The following is a 23,635-nucleotide window of genomic DNA, read 5'->3' on the forward strand; positions in this document are numbered from 1 at the left end:
GGAACCGGCACCACAGAAATCGAGTCGGGACGCGTGCCCGCCGGCGTTAGGGGACAGATTCAATGACCATCAACCTCCAGGTGCCTGATATCCGCGAGCTGCGCCCCCGGATCACCGTGTTCGGCGTCGGCGGCGCCGGCGGCAATGCCGTCAACAACATGATCACCGCCGGCCTGTCGGGCGTGGACTTCGTGGTGGCCAACACCGACGCGCAGGCGCTGGCGCTCTCCAAGGCCGAGCGCATCGTGCAGATGGGCGTCGCCGTCACCGAGGGCCTCGGCGCCGGCTCGCAGCCGGAAGTCGGCCGCGCGGCGGCGGAAGAGGCGCTGGACGAGATCCGCGACCACCTCGCCGGCGCGCACATGGCGTTCATCACCGCCGGCATGGGCGGCGGCACCGGCACCGGCGCGGCTCCCGTCATCGCCCGCGCGGCCCGCGAGCTCGGCATCCTCACCGTCGGCGTGGTGACCAAGCCCTTCCATTTCGAGGGCCAGCGCCGCATGCGCATCGGCGAGATGGGCATCGCCGAGCTGCAGAAGAGCGTCGACACCCTCATCATCATCCCGAACCAGAACCTGTTCCGGGTGGCCAACGAGAAGACCACCTTCGCCGACGCCTTCGCGATGGCCGACCAGGTGCTGTATTCCGGCGTCGCCTGCATCACCGACCTGATGGTGAAGGAAGGCCTGATCAACCTCGACTTCGCCGACGTCCGCGCCGTGATGCGCGAGATGGGCAAGGCGATGATGGGTACCGGCGAGGCCTCCGGCGAGAAGCGCGCGCTGCACGCCGCCGAAGCCGCCATCGCCAACCCGCTGCTCGACGAGGTGTCGATGCGCGGCGCCCGCGGCCTCCTGATCTCGATCACCGGCGGCCGTGACCTCACCCTGTTCGAGGTGGACGAGGCGGCGACCCGCATCCGCGAGGAAGTCGACCCGGACGCCAACATCATCCTCGGCGCCACCTTCGACGAGACGCTGGAAGGCATCATCCGCGTGTCGGTGGTCGCCACCGGCATCGACCCGGCGGTGATCCCCGAGCAGATCCCGCACAGCCTGTCCAACCTCGCCGACATCGGCGGGCGCCGCATGTCCAATGCCGGCCGCGCCGCCGTCGAGGCCCGCCGCGACGCCGCCCTGCGCTCGGTCGCCTCGGCGCTGAGCGAGGAGCCCAGCACGCACCAGCAGGCCTATGAGCCGACCTTCGCCGCGCCGAGCGCCGGCGAGCACGTCTATGCCGCCGAGACCGGCTATGCGCCGCAGGCGCCGATGCCGGCCGCCGCCATCGACGACGTCACCATCCGCCAGCTGCCGCCCAAGCCGCAGCTCTATGTCGAGCCGGAGCAGCCGCAGGCCGGCTCGTACGACTATGAGGACGAGACGCACGAGCCCTTCATCCCGCCGCAGGCCGAGCGTCCCGAGCAGCGCGCGCCCCGCATGCCGCGGGTCGAGGAACTGCCGATGCCGGCGCAGAACCAGATCCGCGCCGCCCGCGGCGAGCCGACCGAGCAGCAATATGCCGAGAAGAAGCGCATGACGCTGCTGCAGCGCCTCGCTCATGTCGGCCTCGGCCGCCGCGACGAGGAGGAAGAGGTCGATCCGCCGGCGGAGATGCGTCCGGTGGTGCGCCGCGCGCCGCAGCAGGGCTATGCCGAGGAGCGCCCGCTCGCCGAGCGCCGCCCCGAGGCGTCGGAGTTCGCCAAGCGCCCGGCGCCGCAGCGCCCGATGGACCAGCATGGCCGTCCGCAGCAGGCCGCTCGCCCGGCCGAGGACGACCATCTCGACATCCCCGCCTTCCTGCGTCGGCAGGGCTGAGGAGGCGGTAACGGGATCACGGTAACGATCTGTTACCCATACCGTGACGCAATGCAGCGCCCGGACCTCGCGGTCCGGGCGTTTGCATTTGATTTTAAGGGTTTATTTCCCATGGCCGTCCTATTGCAGAACGGTAACAGACGGTAAGCAAGCGTGATTTGGCATGCCAGGGACCGCTGACTATGTTGCAGTCAACAAGCGTCGTCCGTGGATTCGTGCCTGCACGGAAATCTGGCGGCCGATTGTGACAGTCTCAGGGTCTTGAGGAGAAGCGGGCCGCCCCGGCGTGCTTCTGGGATGACGGAATGAACGCAGTAAGCCAGACCACTCTTGCCGACAGCGTCGCCTTCAGCGGCGTTGGCGTTCATTCCGGCAAGGCGGCGCGCATGACCGTTGCTCCCGCCCCCGCCGATGCCGGCATCGTCTTCCACCGTGCCGACGCCGCCCGCTCGGTGCGCGTCTCCCGCGACGCGGTGCGCGGCAGCGACCTCGCCACCGTGCTGCGCGACGCCGACGGCCCGGCCGTCTCCACGGTCGAGCATCTTCTCGCCTGCTTCGCCGGCCTCGGCATCGACAATGCCCGCGTCGAGATCGACGGGCCGGAAGTGCCGATCCTCGACGGCAGCGCCGACGAGTTCGTCGCCGCCATCGATGAGGCCGGCATCGTCGAGACCGCCCATGCCCGCCGCTATCTCAAGGTGCTGAAGACCGTCCGCGTCGAGACCGAGAGCGGTTTCGGCGAGCTCTCGCCCTATGACATGGGCTTCCGGCTCGAGGTCGAGATCGACTTCGCCCACGCGGCCATCGGCCGCCAGCGCTATGCCGCCACCCTGTCGCCGGACGTGTTCCGCCGCGACCTGGCTCCCGCCCGCACCTTCGGCTTCCTCAGCGACGTGAACCGCCTCTGGGAAGCCGGCTATGCGCTCGGCGCCTCGCTGGAGAACACCATCTGCATCAGCGAGGACGGCGTGGTGAACGAGGGCGGGCTGCGCTGGTCCGACGAGTTCGTCCGCCACAAGGCGCTCGACGCCGTGGGCGACCTCTCGCTCGGCGGCCTGCCGATGCTGGCGCGCTACCGCTCCTATCGCGGCGGCCACAAGCTCAACTTCGCCGTGGTGGACGCGCTGCTCGCCGACCGCTCGGCCTATGAGATCGTCGAGGCCCGGCTGCCCAGCCGCCGTGCCCTGCGCGGCACCGCCGGCCTCGGCGTCGCGGTGGCGATGCCGGCCCACGCGCCGGAGCTCTGAAACGGCTCGGACCGGACGCCGGCCGCCGCCGGCGCCGCGGGATTCGCTGCGGACAGCTTGCCCTTGGCATCCCAGCCGCCATAATCCCGACGGAAAGCGGCGCTAGCGGCTAGACAGGGACTTGTGTGCCGGGCAGGGGCCGCGGCAGGGGGCGATGGCTCCCGGATCGGGATCGAAAGCTGATGCGTCTTCTCCATCTCGCCGGCCGCAACATGCCGGCGCCGCGAACCGTTCGTGTCGCCCGCCTGTTCGCGCTGGCCTTCGCCGCCCTCCCGATGGCCGGCTGCGCCAATCTCTTCGATACCAAGGAAGAAGAGCTGGTCGTGCCCGACGTGCCGGCCGAGCAGCGCTACAATGAGGGGCTCACCCTCATGCAGAAGGAAGATTACGCCGGGGCGCTGACGCGCTTCGAGGACGTCGACCGCCAGCACCCCTATTCGGAGTGGGCGCGCAAGTCGATGCTGATGATCGCCTACATCAATTATTCCCAGGGCAAGTATGACGAGTGCATCGGCGCCGCCAAGCGCTACCTCGCTTTGCATCCCGGCTCGCCCGACGCCGCCTACGCCTCCTATCTGGTGGCGGCCTCGAATTTCGACCTCATCCCCGACATCTCCCGCGACCAGACCCGCACCCAGCGGGCGATGGACGCGCTCGACGAGGTGGTGCGCAAATATCCCGATACGGAATATGCGGTCAGCGCCAAGAAGAAGCTGGAGGTCGCCCGCGACCAGCTCGCCGGCAAGGAGATGATGATCGGGCGCTACTATCTCGAGCAGCGCAACTATGCCGGCGCGATCAACCGCTTCAAGGTGGTGGTCACGCGCTACCAGACCACCCGCCACGCCGAGGAGGCGCTCTACCGCCTGACCGAGGCCTATATGGCGCTCGGCGTCGTCAACGAGGCGCAGACCTCGGCGGCGGTTCTCGGCTACAACTTCCCGGAAAGCAGCTGGTACAAGGACGCCTACAAGCTGGTCGAATCGCGTGGCGTCAACCCGCAGATGAACCAGCAGTCCTGGATCGCCAAGGCCTTCCAGGGCTTCAAGCTGGGCTCCTGACGCCCCGCCCGGCTTGCGGTTTCCCCCGGCGATTTCTCGCCGGACGGCGTGAACACAACGCGAAAATGCTCTAGAACCTGCCTTGCGCCGGCGGCCCGCTTCGCCGGCGGGATTCGCTTCGGAGCTGACGCATGCTCGCTGCCCTGGCGATCAGGGACATCGTCCTCATCGAACGGCTCGACCTCGCCTTCGAGCCCGGCCTCACCGTGCTGACCGGCGAGACCGGCGCCGGCAAGTCGATCCTGCTCGACGCCTTCACGCTGGCGCTGGGCGGGCGCGGCGACGGCTCGCTGGTGCGCCACGGCACCGGCCAGGGCCAGGTGACGGCGGAGTTCGACCTCGCCCTCGACCATCCCGTGCGGGCGCTGCTGGCCGAGGCCGGCATCGCCGACGACGGCGCGCTGGTGCTGCGCCGCATCCAATATGCCGACGGGCGCACCCGCGCCTTCGTCAACGACCAGTCGGTGAGCGCGCAGATGCTGCGGGCGCTCGGGGCGGCGCTGGTGGAGATCCACGGCCAGCACGCCGACCGGGCGCTGGTCGATCCCTCTTCGCACCGGGTGCTGCTCGACGCCTTCGGCGGGCTCGCCGGCGCGGCGGCGGAGGTCGGCGTGCTCTGGCGGCGCTGGCGCGGGCTCGTCGAGGAGGCGAAGGCCGAGCAGGCGCGGCTCGACGAGGCGGCGCGCGAGGCCGATTTCATCCGCCACGCCGTCGAGGAACTGCAGGCGCTCGCCGCCGAGCCCAGCGAGGAGGAGCGCCTCGCCACCCGCCGCACCGAGATGATGCGCTACGAGAAGATCGCCTCCGACCTTTCCGAGGCGCAGGAGGCGGTGGGCGGCGCGGGCTCGCCGGTGCCGGCGCTGGCGAGCGCGGTGCGCCGGCTGGAACGCCGCGCCGGCGAAGCGGAGGCGCTGGTGCGCCCGGCGGTCGAGGCGATCGACCAGGCCCTGGCGGCGCTGGACCTCGCCGGGACGCTGCTGGACGAGGCGCTGCGCGCGGCGGATTTCGACCCGCGCGAGCTGGAGCGCATCGAGGAGCGGCTGTTCACCCTGCGCGCCGCCGCCCGCAAATATCACTGCACGGTCGACGACCTGCCGCTGGTGGCCGCCCGCTATGCCGACACGCTCGACGCGCTCGACCATGGCGCGCAGGTGCTGGCGGAGCTGCAGCGCCGCGCCGCCGAGGCGGAGGGCGCCTATCGCGCCGCCGCCCGCGACCTTTCCGAGCGCCGCCGCCGTGCCGGCGCCGAGCTCGACGCGGCGGTGAATGCCGAGCTGCCGCCGCTGAAGCTGGAGCGGGCGCAGTTCTCCACCGACATCCAGACCGATGAGGGGCATGGCCAGGCCGACGGCTATGACCGCATCGAATTCTGGGTTCGCACCAATCCCGGCACCCGCCCCGGGCCGATGATGAAGGTGGCGTCCGGCGGCGAGCTCGCCCGCTTCCTGCTGGCGCTGAAGGTGGTGCTGGCCGACAAGGGCTCGGCGCCGACGCTGGTGTTCGACGAGATCGACACCGGGGTCGGCGGCGCGGTGGCGGATGCCATCGGCGCCCGGCTGGCCCGGCTGGGCGCGCGGGCGCAGGTGATCGCCGTCACCCATGCGCCGCAGGTGGCGGCGCGGGCGGGCCATCACTATCGCATCGCCAAGGAGATGACCGCCGAGCGCGACCGCGTCGCCACTCATGTCGCCCCGCTGGCGCCCGACCGCCGCCGCGAGGAGATCGCCCGCATGCTGTCGGGCGCCGAGATCACCGCCGAGGCCCGTGCCGCCGCCGAGCGGCTGCTGAAGGGCGCCGGCACCGCCAAATCGCCCGCATGAAGTCCCCCGCATGAGCACGCTTGCCGGTACCGATGTCGAGAAGCTGACCGCCGACGAGGCGGCCAAGGAACATGCCCGGCTCGGCGAGGAGATCGCCGGCCACGACCGGCGCTACTACCAGGACGACGCGCCGACCGTCTCCGACGCGGAATATGACGCGCTGCGCCGCCGCTACGAGGCGATCGAGGCGGCCTTTCCCGAATTGCGCGGCATGGACAGCCTGTCGGAGAAGGTGGGGGCGGCGCCGTCGGCGAAATTCGCCAAGATCCGCCATGCGGTGCCGATGCTGTCGCTCGGCAACGCCTTCGCCGACGAGGAGGTGGAGGAGTTCGTGGCGCGCATCCGCCGCTTCCTCGGCCTGGCGGCCGATGCCGACCTCGTCTTCACCGCCGAGCCGAAGATCGACGGGCTGAGCTGCTCGCTGCGCTACGAGAAGGGCACGCTCGTCTCCGCCGCCACGCGCGGCGACGGCTTCGAGGGCGAGGACGTCACCAATAATGTGCGGACGATCGCCGAGATCCCCGAGCGGCTTGCCGGCCGCGACATGTTCGAGATCCCCGACGTGTTCGAGGTGCGCGGCGAGGTCTATATGGGCCATGCCGAGTTCGCGGCGCTGAACCTGCGCCAGCAGGAAGCGGGCAAACCGCTCTTCGCCAATCCGCGCAACGCCGCCGCCGGCAGCCTGCGCCAGCTCGACCCGAAGATCACCGCCGCGCGGCCGCTGCGCTTCTTCGCCTATGCCTGGGGCGAGGTGACGGCGGGCGGGCTGCCGGCGGATACCCAATCCGGCGTCATCGCGGCGTTCGCGCGCTGGGGGCTGCCGACCAACAAGCTGACCGTGCGCTGCCGTTCGGCTGCCGAGCTGCTCGCGCATTACCGCCTGATCGGCGAACGGCGGGCCGAGCTCGGCTACGACATTGACGGCGTCGTCTACAAGGTGGACCGGCTCGATTACCAGAGCGAGCTCGGCTTCATCTCGCGCTCGCCGCGCTGGGCCATCGCGCACAAATTCCCGGCCGAGCGGGCGGTGACGCAGCTTCTCGGCATCGATATCCAGGTCGGGCGCACCGGCGCGCTGACCCCGGTCGCCAAGCTGGCGCCGATCACGGTGGGCGGCGTGGTGGTCTCGAACGCCTCGCTGCACAATGAGGACTACATCGCCGGCATAGGCGGCGACGGCGAGCCGATCCGCGGCATCGCCGACGGTCGGCCGATCGACATCCGCATCGGCGATTTCGTCACCATCCAGCGGGCCGGCGACGTCATCCCGCAGGTGGTGGACGTGGTGCTGGACCGGCGGCCGGCGGGGGCGACGCCCTACGCCTTCCCCCATCTCTGCCCGGCCTGCAACTCGCATGCGGTGCGGGAGGAGGGCGAATCGGTGCGTCGCTGCACCGGCGGGCTGATCTGCCCGGCGCAGGCGGTGGAGCGCATCCGCCATTTCGTCGCCCGCGACGCCCTCGATATCGAGGGGCTCGGCGACGAGAACGTGCAGACGCTGTTCGAGGCCGGGCTGCTGCGCACGCCGGCCGACATCTTCCGGCTGCACGCGCGGGCGGAGGAGGTGCGGGCGGCCTTCTATGCCCAGCGCGAGGAGCGTGCCCGCCAGCGCGAGATCGAGACCGGGCAGGCGCGCAAAAAGGTGCTCAGCGAGGAGGAGCGGCAGTTCCTCGGCGTCGACAAGCTGTTCGCCTCCATCGACGAGCGCCGGGAGGTGCCGCTGGCCCGCTTCGTCTATGCGCTCGGCATCCGCCATGTCGGCGAGGTGACGGCGAAGGCGCTGGCGCGAACCTATCGCAGCATCGAGGCGCTGCGCGCCGCGCTGGAAGCCGCCATACCGTCGGTTCCCGGCGAGGCGTGGTTCCGGCTGCTCGGCCTGCACTCGGTCGGCAAAACCAAGGCGGAGGCGCTGGTCGAGGCGATGGCCGGGGTCGATCCGGGGACGGACGCCGCCGAGGCGGTCCTGCGCGATGTGATCGCCCGCGCGCGGCTGAACGCGCCGCAGCGCGTGGCGGTGCGTGCCGCCTATGGCACCGATGCCGAAATTCTCGCCGCGCTCGACGACGCCCGCCGGCAGATGCCGGGCCCGGACTTCCTCAAGCTCGCCGCCGTGCCGGATGTCGGCGAGGTGGCGGCGACCTCGCTGTGCGAATTCCATGCGGAAGCGCATAATCGCGGCCTGCTCGACGAATTGCTGGCCGAGATCCGGGTGATCCCCGCCGAGGCGCCGCCGGCGGCTTCCGGCGCGGTGGCCGGCAAGACGGTGGTGTTCACCGGCGCCTTGGAGAAGATGACCCGCGACGGGGCCAAGGCGATGGCCGAGCGCCTGGGCGCCAAGGTCGCCGGCTCGGTATCCAGGAAGACCGATTATGTGATCGCCGGCGCCGATGCCGGCTCCAAGCTCGCCAAGGCGCGCGAGCTCGGCGTCGCCGTGCTCACCGAGGACGAATGGCTGGCCCTGGCCGGCGGCTGAGCCGCCGGTCCGTCCGCCGCCGGGATTCATCACACCGAGGAACTTGCCATGGCCGATACCGCGCTGCTGCTGATCGACATCCAGAACGACTATTTCCCCGGCGGCAAATATCCGCTGGCGGGCATCGAGGAGGCGGCGACCGAAGCCGCCCGCCTGCTGGAGGCGGCGCGTCGCCAGGGACACGGCGTGGTGCATGTGCGGCACGAGGACCCTTCGCCGGATGCCGGCTTCTTCGGCTATGGCACCACCGGCGCGCAGATCAATCCCGCCGTCAGCCCGCGAGAAGGCGAGCCGGTGGTGGTCAAGCGGAACGTCAACGCCTTCCTCGACACCGGCCTCGACGCCACCCTGAAGGCGCAGGGAACCTCCCGGCTCGTCATCGTCGGGGCGATGAGCCATATGTGCGTGGATGCGGCGACGCGGGCGGCGCTCGATCTCGGCTACGAGGTCACGGTGGCGCATGATGCCACGGCGACGCGCGACCTCGATTTCGGCGGCACCGAGGTGCCGGCGGCGAGCGTGCAAGCGGCCCTGATGGCGGCGCTGGAATTCGCCGGGGCCCGGCTGAAGCGCGGCGCCGACGTGGCACAGGACTGGGGCGCCTGAGGAAGCTTCGGTCGGGCTATGCCGGCCCCGGTTTTCCGCTCCGCCCCCTGATCAACCTCATCCGGAGGTGCCCGGCCACGGGCCGGGCCTCGAAGGATGATCGCCCGGGTATGGGGTGCGCTTCGCCGAGCATCCTTCGAGGCTCGCTGCGCTCGCACCTCAGGATGAGGGGGCTTCGGCAATGCGCGGCGTTGTCGCGCCGGCCCGGCGAAGGCTCCACAACCAAAAGAAGGGCCGCGGCGCGGGGGAAGCGCGGCGGCCCTTCTCTTTTGGAGCGGCGGCCCGGCAGGGGCGGAGCGCTCCAGCTACGCGGCATCTCCTTCGGACGGCCGGTGCGTCACACGCGACCGGTGAGCATCATCACGATGAGAATAACCAGAAGAATCGTGACAAGTCCGCTCGGGCCGTAGCCCCAGCTGCGGCTGTATCCCCAGCTGGGCAGTGCGCCGACCAGGATGAGGATCAGGATGATCAGAAGAATAGTGGTCATGGTGGCGTCTCCATCGCGTCCCGTAGACTTGAGCCGTTCGGTCGGGTTGCGGGAAGAACGCCACTCCTTCACGATGGTTCCATTGAACCGTCATGGACACTATCAGCCGGCCCGCCGCGATTGCGGGCGCATGGCGGCCGCGCGCGCGAGGCGGCCGTAACGCATTCCGTGAGGCCCGGACCCGTTCCGGCCCGGCGCGCCCGGGGGCCGCTCAGCCCTGCAGCGGCGCGGTGGCCTCGATGAGCCAGCCGGCGACCTCGGCCTCGCCCTCGACCAGCGGCCCGATCAGTTCGCGCACCCGGGCATGGTAGTCGTCGAGCCAGGCGATCTCCTCGTCGGTGAGCAGCACCGGGTCGATCACCCGCCGGTCGAACGGGGCGAAGGTGATGGTCTCGAAGCCGAGGAGCTCGCGCTCGCCGCCCGGCGGGGTCGGCTCGGGGCGCACCACGACGAGGTTCTCCAGCCGGATGCCGAAGGCGCCCTCCTTGTAGAAGCCGGGCTCGTCGGACAGCACCATGCCGGCCTCCAGCGGCACGGTGCCGAGCTTGGAAATGCGCGCCGGCCCCTCATGCACCGAGAGATAGGCGCCGACGCCGTGGCCGGTGCCGTGATCGAAATCCAGCCCGGCCGCCCACAGGAACTGGCGGGCGAAGGGATCGAGCTGGGCGCCCGACGTGCCCTTGGGGAACACGGCGCGGGCCACCGCGATATGGCCCTTGAGCACGCGGGTGTAGCGGTCGCGCATCTCGTCGCTGGGCGCGCCCACCGGTAGGGTGCGGGTGACGTCGGTGGTGCCGTCCTCATATTGCGCGCCGGAATCGATGACGAACAGCTCGCCGGGGTTGAGCCGGCGGTTGCTCGCCTCGCTGACCCGGTAGTGCGGCAGCGCGCCGTTCGGCCCGGCGCCGGCGATGGAGGGGAAGGACAGGTCCTTCAACAGGCCGGTGTCGCGCCGGAAGGTTTCCAGCGCGGCGACGCAGCCGATCTCGGTGAGCGCGCCGCCCGGTGCCTCGCGGTCGAACCAGGCGAGGAAGCGCACCAGCGCGGCGCCGTCGCGCAGATGCGCGGCCCGCATGCCGGCGAGCTCCGCCTCGTTCTTCGCCGCCTGCATCAGCGCGACCGGGCTCGCCCCGCGCGAGATCTTGCCGCCCGCCGCCTCGATGCGGCTGGCGAGCTGCGCCGGGGCGGTGGCCTGGTCGAGACGGATGGTGGCGCCGCCGGCCGCCGCCAGATCGAGCGCGCGTTCCAGCATCACCGGCTCGGCAATCTCGGCATGGGCGGCCAGCGCGTCGCGCACCGCGTTGGAGAGCTTGCGGGCGTCGACGAACAGCGTCGGGCGGCCCTCCTGCGGCACGATGGCCCAGGAAAGCGGCAGCGGGGTGAACGACACGTCGCCGCCGCGGATGTTGAAGGTCCAGGCGACGCCGTGCGGATCCGACAGCACGACGGCGTCGAGCTTCTCCGCCGCGAGCTTCTCGCGGATGCGGGCGAGCTTCGACGCGGTGGTCTCGCCGGCAAGGGCGGGGTCGCGCAGCGTGACCGGGGCCGTCGGGGCGGCGGGGCGATCCGCCCACACCGCATCGATCGGGTTGCCGTCCACCGCCACCAGCGCGGCCTCCGCGCCGGCCGCCGCCTTGCGCAGCCGCTCCAGCGTCTCGGACGTGACCAGCCACGGGTCATAGCCCAGCCGGGCGCCGGCCGGCAGATGCGCGGCGAGCCAGGCCTCCGGGGTCTGCTGCGCCAGCGGCACTACCGTATAGGCGGAGGGATCGGTCTGGGCGGCGGCCTGGATGGTGTAGCGCCCGTCCACCACCAGGGCGGCCTCGTCGCGCAGCACCAGGGCGATGCCGGCCGAGCCGGTGAAGCCGGTGAGCCAGGCGAGCCGCTCGTCGCAGGGCGGCACATATTCGTTCTGGTGGGCGTCGGAGCGCGGCACCACGAAGCCGTCCAGCCCGCGCCGGCCGAGTTCGGCGCGCAACAGCGCGAGATGGGCGGCGCCAAGCTCGGGCGCGGCGGAATCGGCGAAGGACTGGAACCGGGATTCGAACATGACTGCACTCTTCGGGAAAAAGGGGCGCAACGGCCGTCAGGCGCGGCTTTGCATGGCGCGGCCGGCGTCCCACAGCGATTTGGCGCCGAAGGCGATGAACATCAACCCGACCAGCCGGGTGATGAAGGTGCCGTGGCGCATGAAGACCCGCCGCACCGGCGCGAGCCCGGCCGCCCAGACCAGGATGATGTCGGCGGCGATGAAGCCGAGGAAGGCGGCGGCCATCAGCACCGGCGCGTCGCTCCAGGCGAGCGAGGTGGCGTAGCTGGCGGTCAGCGCCGTGTACATGGCCACCGACACCGGATAGGCCTTGGGGTTGGTGAGGCCGAACAGGATGCCGGTGACGAGCGGCCGGCCCGCCCCGATGGGCGCGCCGCCGCCGCCCTTCGAGGTGAGCGCCCTGATGCCGAGCCAGCACAGGTAAAGGCCGCAGGCGATGCCGAGCAGATCGAACAAAGTCGGCCCGAGCTGGTTGACCCCGATGATGGCGGCGAAGGCCAGCGTACCCCAGAACAGGTCGCCCACCAGGTGCCCGCTGACGAAGCGCACCCCGGCGGCGCGGCCCTGCGCGGCGGAGAGCGAGAACAGCGCCAGGAAGGCGGGACCCGGCATCAGCACGTAGAGCGCGCCGGCGAGCGCCGTCATCGTAAAAAGTCCGTAGGACATGTTCGGGAAACCGGCTGGACGAGGAGAGAGCTTTGCGCCAGCATCGGCCCGATCCCTTGGTACGTCAATCTGACCGCCCGGCAATGGAGCCTCGCCACATGACCCGGACGGCTTCGCGCCGGCTGGCGCTCGCCGCACTCGGCCTTGTCGCCGCGCTTTTCTCGGCGCCGGCGCCGGCGGCCGCGCAGCTGACGGTCGGCGTGCACCATGACAACCGGCCGTGGGAATTCCGGGACGCTTCGGGCAACTTCGTCGGCTTCGACATCGACATGATGGAGGCGCTCGGCGAAAGGCTGGGCGTGGCGGTGGAACTGCGGCCGCTGGGCTTCGGCCAGCTCTTCGAGGAGCTGGAGGCCGGCCGGCTCGACGCGGTGGCCTCCAGCATCACCGCCACCCCGGAACGGAGGCTGCGCTTCGACTTCACCCAGCCCTATTACCGCACCTCGCAGGCGGTGGTGGTGCTGAAGAGCGCCGGCATCAAGGACCTGGCGGGCCTGTCGGGGAAGATCGTGGCGACGACCCCGAACTCCACCAATGCGCGGTGGCTGGAGGCCAATAAGGGGCACCAGGCGATTCGCGCCATCCGCTATGTCGACGGGCTGGACGAGGCGCTGGCCCTGCTGCGCGGCGGCGAGGTGGCGGCCTATTTCGGCGACGAGCCGGCGCTGCTCTATGCGCTGCTCGGCAGCCGCGACCTCGCCGTCGTCGCGCGGCTGCCGACCCAGGAGGCCTACGCCATCATGCTCGGCAAGGGCTCGCGCTGGAAAGCGCGGCTCGACGACGCGCTGGCGGCGCTCAAGGCGAACGGCCAGATGGTGACCATCCACCGCAAATGGTTCGGCAATCGCCCGTCGGTGGATTCGCCGATCTACCGCATCCTGCCGCGGGATTGACCGCGGAACGCGCTTCGGTCTCGCCAAACGGGCATGCCGATGCCATTTTGTTCTCCTAATGAATCGCTGGCGCCGGGCGGGTGAAGGCAGAGAGAGCTTTCGCGGACCCGGCCGCCAGCTTATTGAGGCGCATGCGCCTTCCGATCGGCCGGACGACAAGACCGGCCGGAAACCGCCCTGATGACGAGAACGAGCGGGCCCTTGGCCGACCCCTGGAACCGACCCGACGACGACATTCCCTTCGACCTGCCGGCGCACACGCCCCGCCCCGGCGGCATCGCCGCGCGTGCTCGCGCCGCCGCCGTGCCGGGCCCGGCGCGCAGCGGCGCTCCCTATCTCGACGGGCTGAACCCCGAGCAGCGCGAGGCGGTGGAGGCCACCGAGGGCCCGGTGCTGGTGCTGGCCGGCGCCGGCACCGGCAAGACCCGCGTGCTGACCACCCGCATCGCGCATATCCTCTCGCTCGGCCTCGCCTGGCCCTCGCAGATCCTCGCCGTCACCTTCACCAACAAGGCGGCGCGCGAGATGAAGGAGCGCATCGGCGCCATGGTCGGCGAGCAGGTGGAGGGCATGCCGTGGCTCGGCACCTTCCACTCGATCGGCGTGCGCATGCTACGCCGGCATGCCGAGCTGGTGGGGCTGAAATCCGGCTTCACCATCCTCGACACCGACGACCAGATCCGCCTGCTCAAGCAGCTCCTGCAGGCCGAGCAGATCGACGAGAAGCGCTGGCCGGCGCGGCTGCTGGCCAACACCATCGACGGCTGGAAGAACCGGGGCCTGACGCCGGACATGGTGTCGGCCGGCGAGGGCGCGGCCTTCGCCAATGGCCGTGGGCAGAAGCTCTATGCCGACTACCAGGCGCGGCTGAAGGCGCTGAACGCCGTCGATTTCGGCGACCTGCTGCTGGAAGGCATCCGGTTGCTGCGCGAGAACCCGGACGTGCTGGCGGAATATCACAAGCGCTTCCGCTACATCCTGGTCGACGAGTACCAAGACACCAACGTTGCGCAATATCTCTGGCTGCGGCTGCTGGCGCAGGGCTCGAAGAACGTCTGCTGCGTCGGCGACGACGACCAGTCGATCTATGGCTGGCGCGGCGCCGAGGTCGACAACATCCTGCGCTTCGAGACGGACTTCCCCGGCGCCAAGGTGGTGCGGCTGGAGCGCAACTACCGCTCCACCGGCCACATCCTCGGCGCCGCCGCTCATCTGATCGCCCACAACGAGGGCCGCCTCGGCAAGACGCTGTTCTCCGAGGGCGAGAGCGGCGAGAAGGTGACGGTGACCGGCGCCTGGGACAGCCAGGAGGAGGCCCGCGCCATCGGCGAGGAGATCGAGGCGCTGCAGCATCGCGGCCACTCGCTCGCGCAGATGGCCATCCTGGTGCGCGCCTCGTTCCAGATGCGCGAATTCGAAGACCGCTTCGTCACCATGGGGCTGAACTACCGGGTGATCGGCGGCCCGCGCTTCTATGAGCGGGCGGAAATCCGCGACGCGCTGGCCTATCTGCGCGTCATCGCCTCGCCGGCCGACGATCTCGCCTTCGAGCGCATCGTCAACGTGCCCAAGCGCGGGCTCGGCGACGCGGCGCTGCGGCAGATCCACGACCACGCCCGCGCGGTGGGCGTGCCGCTGGTGGAGGCGGCGCGGCAGCTGGTCGGCTCGGAAGAGCTGAAGCCCAAGGTGCGGCTCACGCTGCGCGACCTCGTCGCCTCCTTCGACCGCTGGCGCGAGCAGATGCCCAATCTGCCGCAGAGCCAGCTCGCCGAGATCGTGCTGGACGAGAGCGGCTATACCGAGATGTGGCAGAAGGACCGCTCGGCCGACGCCGCCGGCCGGCTGGAGAACCTCAAGGAACTCGTGCGCTCCATGGAGCCGTTCGAGAACCTCGTCGGCTTCCTCGAGCATATCTCGCTGGTGATGGACACCGAGGGCTCGGGCGCCGGCGAGGCGGTGAGCATCATGACGCTGCATTCCGCCAAGGGGCTGGAATTCGACGTGGTGTTCCTGCCCGGCTGGGAGGAGGGGCTGTTCCCGCACCAGCGCGCGCTCGACGAGCAGGGCCGCGCCGGGCTGGAGGAGGAGCGGCGGCTCGCCTATGTCGGCGTTACCCGCGCGCGGCGGCTCGCCAAGGTGTTCTTCGCCTCCAACCGGCGCATCCATGGCTCCTGGCAATCCAGCGTGCCTAGCCGCTTCCTCGACGAATTGCCGGAAGCGCATGTCGAGGTGACGGAATCGCGCGGCGGCCATGGCTGGGGCGGGGCGACCAGCGCCGGGCGCTACGGCTATGGCCCGAGCCGCTTCGACGAGGCGCAGACCTTCGGCTCCACCTATTCGACGCCGGGCTGGCAGCGGGCGCAAAGCCACGCGCAGACCCATGCGCAGGCCGGCGGGGCCAGCCGCCGCGAGGGGCAGTTCGGCGGCTTCTCGGATGGCGGGTCGCGCTACAATGCCGGGCGCGGCGGCTATTCCGGCGGCGGGCGGGTCATCGAGGGCCAACTGGTGGCGAGCTCGACCGGCGGGCCGTCGCGCTTTCCCATCGGCACGCGGGTGTTCCACCAGAAATTCGGCTATGGCGAGGTCGTGGCGGCGGAGGGCAACAAGCTCACCGTGCAGTTCGACAAGGCCGGCGAGAAGCGGGTGCTGGATACCTATGTCGAGGGGGTGTGAGGGGCGAGGGCTCCCGCTCGCTCGCGGCCGCTCGCCTTCCGCCTCAAGGGGGCCTCATCCTGAGGTGCCCGCCGAGAGGCGGGCCTCGCAGGATGGTCGTTCGAGCGCGCTTTCGCGAGCATCCTTCGAGGCTCGCCGACGTTCGCATCTCAGGATGGGGCGCCCTTTGGGGTGAAACGGCCGAGGCCGTCAGGAGGCTGCTTCCCGATCGGCTATTCTCATCCGGCAGGAGATGCCTCGGAGCGGTGCCTTCCGCGGGGTACGAGCGACGGGACGCCGTCATCCACGTCCCGATGCTTCAGGCCGGACAGCGACACGGCCTATGAGCGCGCCTGCGATCTCTGACGCGCCTCTGGCCTTCCGGCGCGCGCTTTCGTAAACAGCGCGCATTCTCTCATCCGCGAGGCCGGTCATGCTCGAAGGACTTCCGCCCAACGGCGCGTCGCATGTGATGCGCGTCGACGCGCCCGAAAACGAGGCGCGGGCGATCGCCGAGTTTCTCGGCGAGAGCTTCGATCCCGCCGAGGTGGCGACGTCGGCCTTCGAGGTCGAGGATCGCGCCGAGGGTTCCGGCTGGGCGGTCGAGGTCTATTTCGCCGAGGAGCCGGACGAGGAGAGCGTGCGCGAGCTGATCGCCCTCGTCTCGCCCGACGCCGCGAAGGCGGCGAGCTTCTCCACGCTCGACAAGAAGGATTGGGTGGCCGCCTCGCTGGAGGGACTGGCGCCGGTGGCGATCGGCCGCTTCGTGGTGCATGGCTCGCATGATCGCGAGCGGATCGGCAGCGGCAGCACCATCGGCATCGAGATCGAAGCGGCGCTCGCCTTCGGCACCGGCCACCACGGCACCACCAAGGGCTGCCTTGCGGCGATCGCGGCCTATGGCAAGCGCGGCCGGCCGGCGCGGACGCTCGATGTCGGCACCGGGACGGGGGTGCTGGGCATGGGGGCGGCGCTGCTGTTCCGCACGCCGGTGCTGGCGAGCGACATCGACCGGGTGGCGGTGGCGACGGCGAAGGAGAACGCCCGTGCCAACCACGCGGCGCCCTTCGTCCGCTTCCTGCACGCCCCCGGGCTGGGCGCGGGGGCGTTCAAGGCCGCAGGGCCCTATGACCTCATCCTCGCCAACATCCTGCTGGCGCCGCTGAAGGGCATCGCCCGGCCGCTGCGCCCGCTGCTGGCGAAGGGCGGCACGGTGGTGCTGTCCGGCCTGCTGCCCTCGCACGCCAATGCGGCGCTGGCCGCCTATCGTGCGCAGGGGCTCCATCTCAAGCGTCGCCGCACCATCGAGGGATGGACGACGCTGGAGCTGACCGCCGATGCCGGACGGCCCCGGCGCTAGCGGGCCGATGGGGCCGGGCCGGCCGGCCGAGGTCAGTCGCGGGCGAAGAGCTCGAGCGCGGCGACCTGACGGGCATCGAACCGGGCGACATGGGCATGCCGGGCCAGCTCGAGGCGGGCCTGGGCGGTGCGGGCTTCGATCAGCCGGTCGAGCAGGCGGCCGAACACGCCGCGCGCGGAAGCGCCGGCCTCCGGCTGGCGGGCGGCGGGGTCGGTGTGGATCGCAGCAATGGCAAAAGACGCGGCCATGAGTTGTCTCCATCGGAGCAAGGGTTTATGCCGCGCAACATAAACCTTTTGCGTCGCACAAAAAGCGACGCGAACTCATGGCTGGCCTGCAATTCACGCAAGGCCAAAAGTCAGGCAGGAGCGGCCGGCGTCGCCGAGGGCGATCCGGCCGCGTGGCGCCTCAGGAGAGGCGGATCGGCATGTTGACCGGCCGGCCCAGCCCTTCGGGCAGCGGCAGGGCCCCATGCGCGGCGCGCATCAGGGCGAGACGCTCCAGCACCTCGTCCGGGAAGGGCGAGGGCCGGCGGCTGCCGGCTTCCACATGCACAGCCACCAGTTCGCAGGTCGCCGCGGTCCACCCCTCGCGGGCGTGGTGCATCTCCTGGAAGAGGTGCATGCGCTTCTCGTCGTAGTTGACGAGGCGCAGAGTGACCCGCACCTCGTGGCCCGCGCGCAGCTCGCGCAGGAAGCGCTGGTGCGATTCAACGGTGAAGAAGGAGGAGCTGCGGGTTTCCGCCCGATGCGGCCCGAGCCCGACCAGGAACACCGCCTCGTCGACCGCGCGGTCGAACAGAAGGCTGTAATAGGCTGTATTCAGCTGCCCGTCGTAATCGACCCAAGCGGGCTCGACCGCCATCGCGGACGAGACGAATGGGGCGAAGAACACGGGTTCGAAATCGATCCCGTCCAGCATGACACCATTCCCGACTCTATGGAGCGCTGCCGTCCTTGGCGAACGTCACATCCGCGCGCTGCCTTATTGACAAGCATTGTGCCGACTTTCCGTGCAATCGTCACCTATCGAAATGGCTTTAGAAGGGCGGAAATCGTGAGTTTCCGCGGAATCTGCAGTCGGTTTTGCGAATCACCCGCCGCGGACACCTCGCCGAGGGCGCCCGGAGGGTATATGGCTCGCCCGCGCGCGGCGCGGCAGGGCAGGACGAAGAGGAGGCGGAGATGGCCGAGGTGATGGAAGCGACGACGGTGGAGCGGGCGCCGGAGGCGGCGGTGGCGGCGGCAATCGCCAGCCTTTCGAAGCACTTCGGCGATCGTCTCTCGACCGGCCGGACGATCCGCGAACAGCACGCCAACACGCTCACCTGGCTCGGCAACCAGGCGCCGGACGCGGTGGTGTTCGCCGAGAGCGAGGAAGAGGTTCAAATCATCGTGCGCAGCTGTGCCGCGCAGGGGGTACCGGTGATCCCGTTCGGCACCGGTTCCTCGCTCGAAGGGCAGATCAACGCGCCGAGAGGGGGCATCTCCATCGACCTGTCGCGGATGAACCGCATCCTCGCCGTCAACATGGAGGACCTCGACTGCGTGGTGGAGCCCGGCGTCACCCGCAAGCAGCTCAACGAGCATCTGCGCGATCTCGGCCTGTTCTTCCCCATCGATCCCGGCGCCGACGCCTCGCTGGGCGGCATGGCCTCGACCCGCGCCTCCGGCACCAATGCGGTGCGCTACGGCACCATGAAGGACAATGTCATCTCGCTGAACGCGGTGCTGGCCAATGGCGAGGTGATCACCACCGCGCGGCGCGCCCGCAAGTCGGCGGCCGGCTACGACCTCACCCGGCTGTTCGTCGGCGCCGAGGGCACGCTCGGGGTGATCACCCGGCTGACGCTGAAGCTCTCCGGCCAGCCGGAGGCGATCTCCGCCGGCGTCTGCCCGTTCCCGACCATCCGCTCGGCCTGCGATGCGGTGATCGCCACCATCCAGTCGGGCCTGCCGGTGGCGCGCATCGAGCTGCTGGACGAGGTGCAGGTAAAGGCTTGCAACGCCTATTCCAAGCTCGACCTCGCCGAGCAGCCGACGCTGTTCGTGGAGTTCCACGGCACCGAGGCGGGCGTGCATGAGCAGGCCGAGCGCTTCGGCGAGATCGCGGCGGATTTCGGCGGCGGCACGTTCGCCTGGGCGACGCGGCCGGAGGACCGATCCAAATTGTGGCAGGCGCGGCACGACGCCTATTGGGCCTGCCTGCCGCTGAAGCCCGGCGCCAAGGCGCTGGCCACCGATGTCTGCGTGCCGATCTCCCGCCTCGCCGAATGCGTGGACGAGACCAAGCGCGACATCGAGGAGATGGGCATGGTGGCGCCGATCGTCGGCCATGTCGGGGACGGCAACTTCCACACGGTGACGCTGGTCGACATGGATGACGAGCAGGACGTCGCGCGGACCAAGGATTTCCTCTCCCGCATGGTGAAGCGGGCGCTGGCCATGGGCGGCACCGCCACCGGCGAGCACGGGGTCGGCCAGGGCAAGCGGAAATACATGGAGGCCGAGCACGGCGAGGCGACGCTCGGCGCCATGCGGGCGATCAAGCAGGCGCTCGACCCGCAGGATCTCATGAATCCCGGCAAGATCCTGCCCTGACGGGCCGGATCGCCGCCGGAAGCGACCGCACGCCCCACCATCGTGCTGTTGCATCGATGTGGAGAATGCAAATAACGTCAACCGTCTAAGATGATCCGGCAGCCGGGTTTCCCCGCAAGCGGCGGAAGGCCGGCGGTCGGTGGCGGAGGAACCGGGTGCAGAATTTCCTGCTCACGCTCGCGGGCGCGGTGATCCTGGCGATCGCCGCCGCCTTCGCCGCGCCCTATGTGGTTGACTGGACGCAATGGCGGGCGAGCTTCGAGGCACAGGCGGCGCGGGCCATCGGCGCGCCGGTGGTGATCCGCGGGCCGATCGAGGCCCGGTTGCTGCCGACCCCTTCCGTGGTGCTGCGCGACGTGTCGGTCGGGGTCGATGCCGGCGGCACCGGGCTGACCGTGCGCGAGCTGGCCGCCAGCCTGACGCTCGGCGAGCTGATGCGCGGGCGGATCGCGGTGCAGAACCTCACCCTCGACGAACCCAGCGGCCGGCTGGTGCTGGACGCCACCGGCCGGGTGGCGCAGCCGACCGGCATCGGCACCCCGGCCGATCTCGGCATCGCCGCCTTCACCATCAACCGGGGACGGCTGGAACTGGTCGACCGCGCCAGCGGCCGCATGCTGCGCCTCGACGACATCGCCGCGACCGGGGCGCTGACCAGCCTCGCCGGCCCCCTGAAGCTCGATGGCGAGGTGACGGCGGCCGGCGCGCGGCAGAAGCTGAAGCTCGGCCTTGCCGCCTTCGCGCCGGACGGCAGCTCGCGGTTGCGGCTGTCGTTGCAGCAGCTGGATTCGCCCTTCCTGATCGATGCCGACGGCATGCTGAGCCTGGCCGGCGGCCGGCCGGCCTTCGCCGGCAAGGCGAGCGTTTCCACCACGCCGGCGGCGCAGGCGGGATTGCCGGGGGCGGGAGCTTCCGCCACCCGGGCCGGCTGGAGCCTGAGCGGCACGGTCAACGCCACCCCGGCCGGGCTGGACGCGAAAGACCTGACGCTGGCGCTCGGCGCCTCGGAGCGGCCGGTGGAACTCGCCGGCAGCGGCCGCCTGACGACGATGCCGGCCAGCCAGGGCCGCCCCGGCGCGGCGCGGCTGGAACTGAGCCTTGCCGCGCGGCAGGTCGACCTCAACGCCGCTACCGGCGGGGCGCCGCCGCTCGCGGCGCTGAACGAGGTGGCCCGGGCGGTCGCCCCGCTGGCCGGGATCACCGCGGCGGGTACGCTCGAGCTTGCCGCCGACAGCGTCCTGCTGGCCGGCGCGGCGATGCGCGAGGTGAAGGCCGGGCTCGACTGGTCCGGCGGCGGCTGGGCGGTGCGCACGCTGGAGGCCAAGCTGCCCGGCGGGGCGCGCGCGCGGCTGGCCGGCAAGGTGGCGGGCGCCTTTCCGGGCCCGGCGCCGGCGCCGGGCGGCGAGCCGGCGCTGTTCACCGGCACCGTGGCGGCGAGCGCCGAGGACCTGCCGGCCTTCCTCGCCTGGGCGGTGCCGCAGGCGGACGGCCTCGCCGCGGGCCTGCCCGCCGGGGCGGCGAAACTCGACGCCGGCATCGCGCTCGGGGCCGACAAGGTGGAGCTTTCGGCGATGACGCTGGCGACCGGCGGGCTGACGCTCACTGGCTCCGGCTCCTATGCCTTCGCCGCCGACGGCCGCCGCGGCCGGGTGGATGCGGCCCTCGCCGGGCGCGGGGTCGATCTCGACCCGCTCATCGTTCCGGCGCGGCGCCTGATGGCGGCGGGCGGCGAGGCGCTGGACATCGGTCTCACCTTCTCCGGCCGTACCGTGCGGCTCGCCGGCGTGGAGGCGGCGGGCATCGATCTCGCGCTGGCGACCGGGGTGCAGGGCATCGACATCGAGCGGCTGGCGCTCGCCAATTTCGGCGGCATCGATCTCAAGGGCGCCGGCCGGGTGGCGGCGGTCGGCAATCCCGATGGCGAGCTGCGCGCGACGCTGACCGGCGGGCGGGCCGACGGCCTCGCGGCGCTGGCACGGCTGGCCGGCTTCGAGCCGGCGCAGGAGATGCTGGCGACGCTCGGTCCCGATCTCGCGCCGGTGAATGTCGAGGCGACGCTGGCCTCGGCGGGCGGGCGCATGGACCTCTCCGTGGCCGGCCGCCTCGGCGCCTATGTCGGCAAGGGCACGCTCGGCTTCGGCGGCGATCGGGCGGCGACCGGATCGGTGGGGCTGGACATCGCCGATGGCAGCGTCTTCCTCGGCCGGCTCGGCGTGCCCGGCGTGCGGCCGAAGCTGGGGCCGGCGCGGCTGGAACTGACCGCCGCTCCCGATATCGACGCGACATTCGCCTTCGCCGGCGCCCGCCTCGCCGCCGAGGGCAAGGTGGCGCGCGCGGAGGACGGGCGCCTGTCCCCCGATCTGGCGGTGAGGCTGGAGGAGGCCGATCTCGCGCGGCTGCTGCCCGACCTCGCGGCGGGCGGCGTGGCCAGCCTGCCGGCGCGGCTCGGCGCGCGGCTGACCCGCGACGGCGACGGCTACCGCCTCGCCGGGCTGACCGGCACCCTTGCCGGCACGCCGCTCTCGGGCGGCCTGGTCTACCGGCCGGGGGCGCCGGAGCCGGTGGAGGCCGATCTCTCGCTGCCGGAATGGCGGCTGACCACCGCGCTGGCGCTGGTCGCCGGCCGCTCGGCGGGCGAGGGACGCTGGCCGACGACCGGCTTCGCGCCGGCGCCGCTGGCCAAAGTGGCCGGGCGGGTGCGGCTCGACATCGCAAGGCTGGCGCTGCCGGGCGGGCTGGTTCTCGAGCGGGCCCGGCTGCGCGCGCGCCTCGGCAATGGCCGGGCGACGGTGGAGGACATTGCGGGCGCCCTGGCGGGCGGCGAGCTCGCCGGGCGGCTCGACCTGGCGCGGAGCGGCGCCACCGTGCGGGCGGATGGCAGCCTCACCCTGAAGGGAGCTTCCTCGGCGCCGCTGCTCGCCGCCGCGGGCGTGGCGCGTCCGGCCGCCCGCGGGAGCGTCGACCTGTCGCTGGACTTTACCGGCGCCGGCACCTCGCCGCGCGGCCTCGTCGCCAGCCTTGCCGGCCAGGGCAGCCTGGCGCTGGACGGGGTGGAGGTGGCCGCCACCTCGCCGGCCGCCCTGCAATATGTGATGCTCGCCACCGAGCGCGGCCTGCCGCCCGAGCCGCGCCGGGTGAACGAGCTGTTCGAGGAAGGGCTCGCCCGGGGCACGCTGCGGCTGCCACGGGTCGAGACCACGCTCGGCCTCGTCGCCGGGGTGGCGCGCAGCGGGGTGGCGCGGCTGGCCATAGGCGATCAGCGCTTCGCGCTGTCCGGCGGCTTCGACCTGGCGAGCTTCGGCATCGAGGCGCTGCTGGAAATCGAGGAGACCAAGGCCAGCACGGCCGTGGCGGGGGCTTCGGCGGGCGGCACGGCGGCGTTGCCGGCGGCGGCCATACGCTGGACCGGGCCGCTCACGGGGCCGGAACGGCGCACCGACGTCACCGCGCTCGTCGCCGCCATCAACATGCGGGCGCTGGAGCGCGAGACCCGGCGGCTGGAGGCGGAATATGGCCGCACGCCGCTGACCAATGCCGGCCATGCCACCGATGCGCCGGAGCGGGGCGCGCCGGAACGCGCGGCGCCCTCGATCTCGCTGCCGCCGATCCCGTCTCCGCCGGGAGCCCAGCCGCCGGCGGCACCGGCGCCGCAGCCGCAATCGAACCCGCTTCCGGCCCTGCAGGCGCCGCCGCAACGGCAGGTGCAGCGCGATGTCTCCCGGGAGCCGCCGCGCGAGGCGCGGCCCGAGGTCCCGTCCGGGGCGCCGCCGGCGTCCCCGCCGCCGTTCCAGATGCAGCCCGGCTCGCCGGCGCCGCCCTTGCCGCCGCCGGTGGACATCCCGCCGGATGCGCTGCTCAACCCGATCATGCAGCCGCCGCTGGCGCCCTAGCGCGGGTGGATGG

The 23,635-nt window shown here is 71.4% G+C and carries 16 protein-coding genes; 11 read left to right on the plus strand and 5 right to left on the minus strand.

Annotated features, from left to right (window positions below):
* Positions 1-62 precede the first annotated feature (62 nt).
* The 6 genes from ftsZ (at position 63) to KHC19_RS18810 (ending at position 9,021) form a co-directional block, all read left to right on the plus strand.
* Positions 63-1,814 (plus strand): cell division protein FtsZ, encoded by a 1,752-nt coding sequence (ftsZ, locus tag KHC19_RS18785; protein WP_213354303.1) that lies wholly within the window; start codon positions 63-65, stop codon positions 1,812-1,814.
* Positions 1,815-2,119: 305 nt separating this feature from the next.
* On the plus strand, positions 2,120-3,061 hold the full coding sequence (lpxC, locus tag KHC19_RS18790; protein ID WP_213354305.1) for a UDP-3-O-acyl-N-acetylglucosamine deacetylase: 942 nt from the start codon (positions 2,120-2,122) through the stop codon (positions 3,059-3,061).
* 212 nt (positions 3,062-3,273) lie between these two features.
* Positions 3,274-4,122, plus strand: coding sequence for an outer membrane protein assembly factor BamD (locus KHC19_RS18795; protein WP_281418584.1), 849 nt, complete (start codon positions 3,274-3,276; stop codon positions 4,120-4,122).
* A gap of 131 nt (positions 4,123-4,253) precedes the next feature.
* Positions 4,254-5,942, plus strand: a complete 1,689-nt coding sequence (gene recN / locus KHC19_RS18800; protein ID WP_213354308.1) for a DNA repair protein RecN — start codon at positions 4,254-4,256, stop codon at positions 5,940-5,942.
* A gap of 10 nt (positions 5,943-5,952) precedes the next feature.
* The gene (ligA, locus tag KHC19_RS18805) at positions 5,953-8,415 is read left to right on the plus strand and encodes an NAD-dependent DNA ligase LigA (RefSeq protein ID WP_213354310.1); all 2,463 of its coding nucleotides are present in this window, start codon (positions 5,953-5,955) and stop codon (positions 8,413-8,415) included.
* A 48-nt stretch (positions 8,416-8,463) separates the two neighbouring features.
* Entirely contained in the window at positions 8,464-9,021 is a 558-nt protein-coding gene (locus KHC19_RS18810) for a cysteine hydrolase family protein (RefSeq protein ID WP_213354311.1), read from the plus strand.
* Between the two features lie 337 nt (positions 9,022-9,358).
* Here the strand turns inward: KHC19_RS18810 and KHC19_RS18815 are convergent, their stop codons facing one another.
* From KHC19_RS18815 to KHC19_RS18825, 3 genes are all read right to left on the minus strand, one after another.
* The gene (locus KHC19_RS18815) at positions 9,359-9,511 is read right to left on the minus strand and encodes a DUF3309 domain-containing protein (protein ID WP_144344112.1); all 153 of its coding nucleotides are present in this window, start codon (positions 9,509-9,511) and stop codon (positions 9,359-9,361) included.
* 211 nt (positions 9,512-9,722) lie between these two features.
* On the minus strand, positions 9,723-11,561 hold the full coding sequence (locus tag KHC19_RS18820; RefSeq protein WP_213354312.1) for an aminopeptidase P family protein: 1,839 nt from the start codon (positions 11,559-11,561) through the stop codon (positions 9,723-9,725).
* Between the two features lie 36 nt (positions 11,562-11,597).
* Positions 11,598-12,227, minus strand: a complete 630-nt coding sequence (locus KHC19_RS18825) for a LysE family translocator (protein ID WP_213354313.1) — start codon at positions 12,225-12,227, stop codon at positions 11,598-11,600.
* 98 nt (positions 12,228-12,325) lie between these two features.
* Between KHC19_RS18825 and KHC19_RS18830 the strand changes: the two genes are divergently transcribed.
* The 3 genes from KHC19_RS18830 (at position 12,326) to KHC19_RS18840 (ending at position 17,132) form a co-directional block, all read left to right on the plus strand.
* Positions 12,326-13,120, plus strand: coding sequence for an ABC transporter substrate-binding protein (locus KHC19_RS18830; RefSeq protein ID WP_213354314.1), 795 nt, complete (start codon positions 12,326-12,328; stop codon positions 13,118-13,120).
* 201 nt (positions 13,121-13,321) lie between these two features.
* Positions 13,322-15,793 carry an ATP-dependent helicase gene (locus tag KHC19_RS18835; RefSeq protein WP_465252701.1) on the plus strand — a complete coding sequence of 824 codons (2,472 nt, stop codon included), beginning with the start codon at positions 13,322-13,324 and terminating at the stop codon, positions 15,791-15,793.
* A gap of 412 nt (positions 15,794-16,205) precedes the next feature.
* The gene (locus tag KHC19_RS18840; protein ID WP_213354318.1) at positions 16,206-17,132 is read left to right on the plus strand and encodes a 50S ribosomal protein L11 methyltransferase; all 927 of its coding nucleotides are present in this window, start codon (positions 16,206-16,208) and stop codon (positions 17,130-17,132) included.
* A gap of 32 nt (positions 17,133-17,164) precedes the next feature.
* On the opposite strand, the gene KHC19_RS18845 is transcribed toward KHC19_RS18840, so the two are convergent.
* Both KHC19_RS18845 and KHC19_RS18850 read right to left on the minus strand, forming a co-directional pair.
* The gene (locus KHC19_RS18845) at positions 17,165-17,380 is read right to left on the minus strand and encodes a hypothetical protein (RefSeq protein ID WP_213354320.1); all 216 of its coding nucleotides are present in this window, start codon (positions 17,378-17,380) and stop codon (positions 17,165-17,167) included.
* A 160-nt stretch (positions 17,381-17,540) separates the two neighbouring features.
* Entirely contained in the window at positions 17,541-18,053 is a 513-nt protein-coding gene (locus tag KHC19_RS18850; RefSeq protein ID WP_213354327.1) for a thioesterase family protein, read from the minus strand.
* A 263-nt stretch (positions 18,054-18,316) separates the two neighbouring features.
* Between KHC19_RS18850 and KHC19_RS18855 the strand changes: the two genes are divergently transcribed.
* Together KHC19_RS18855 and KHC19_RS18860 are read left to right on the plus strand one after the other, a co-directional pair.
* On the plus strand, positions 18,317-19,732 hold the full coding sequence (locus KHC19_RS18855) for an FAD-binding oxidoreductase (RefSeq protein ID WP_378295564.1): 1,416 nt from the start codon (positions 18,317-18,319) through the stop codon (positions 19,730-19,732).
* Positions 19,733-19,887: 155 nt separating this feature from the next.
* On the plus strand, positions 19,888-23,622 hold the full coding sequence (locus KHC19_RS18860; RefSeq protein ID WP_213354329.1) for an AsmA family protein: 3,735 nt from the start codon (positions 19,888-19,890) through the stop codon (positions 23,620-23,622).
* Positions 23,623-23,635: the final 13 nt, after the last annotated feature.

Origin of the sequence: Ancylobacter oerskovii (assembly GCF_018390555.1) — a bacterium.
Lineage (GTDB): Bacteria > Pseudomonadota > Alphaproteobacteria > Rhizobiales > Xanthobacteraceae > Ancylobacter > Ancylobacter oerskovii.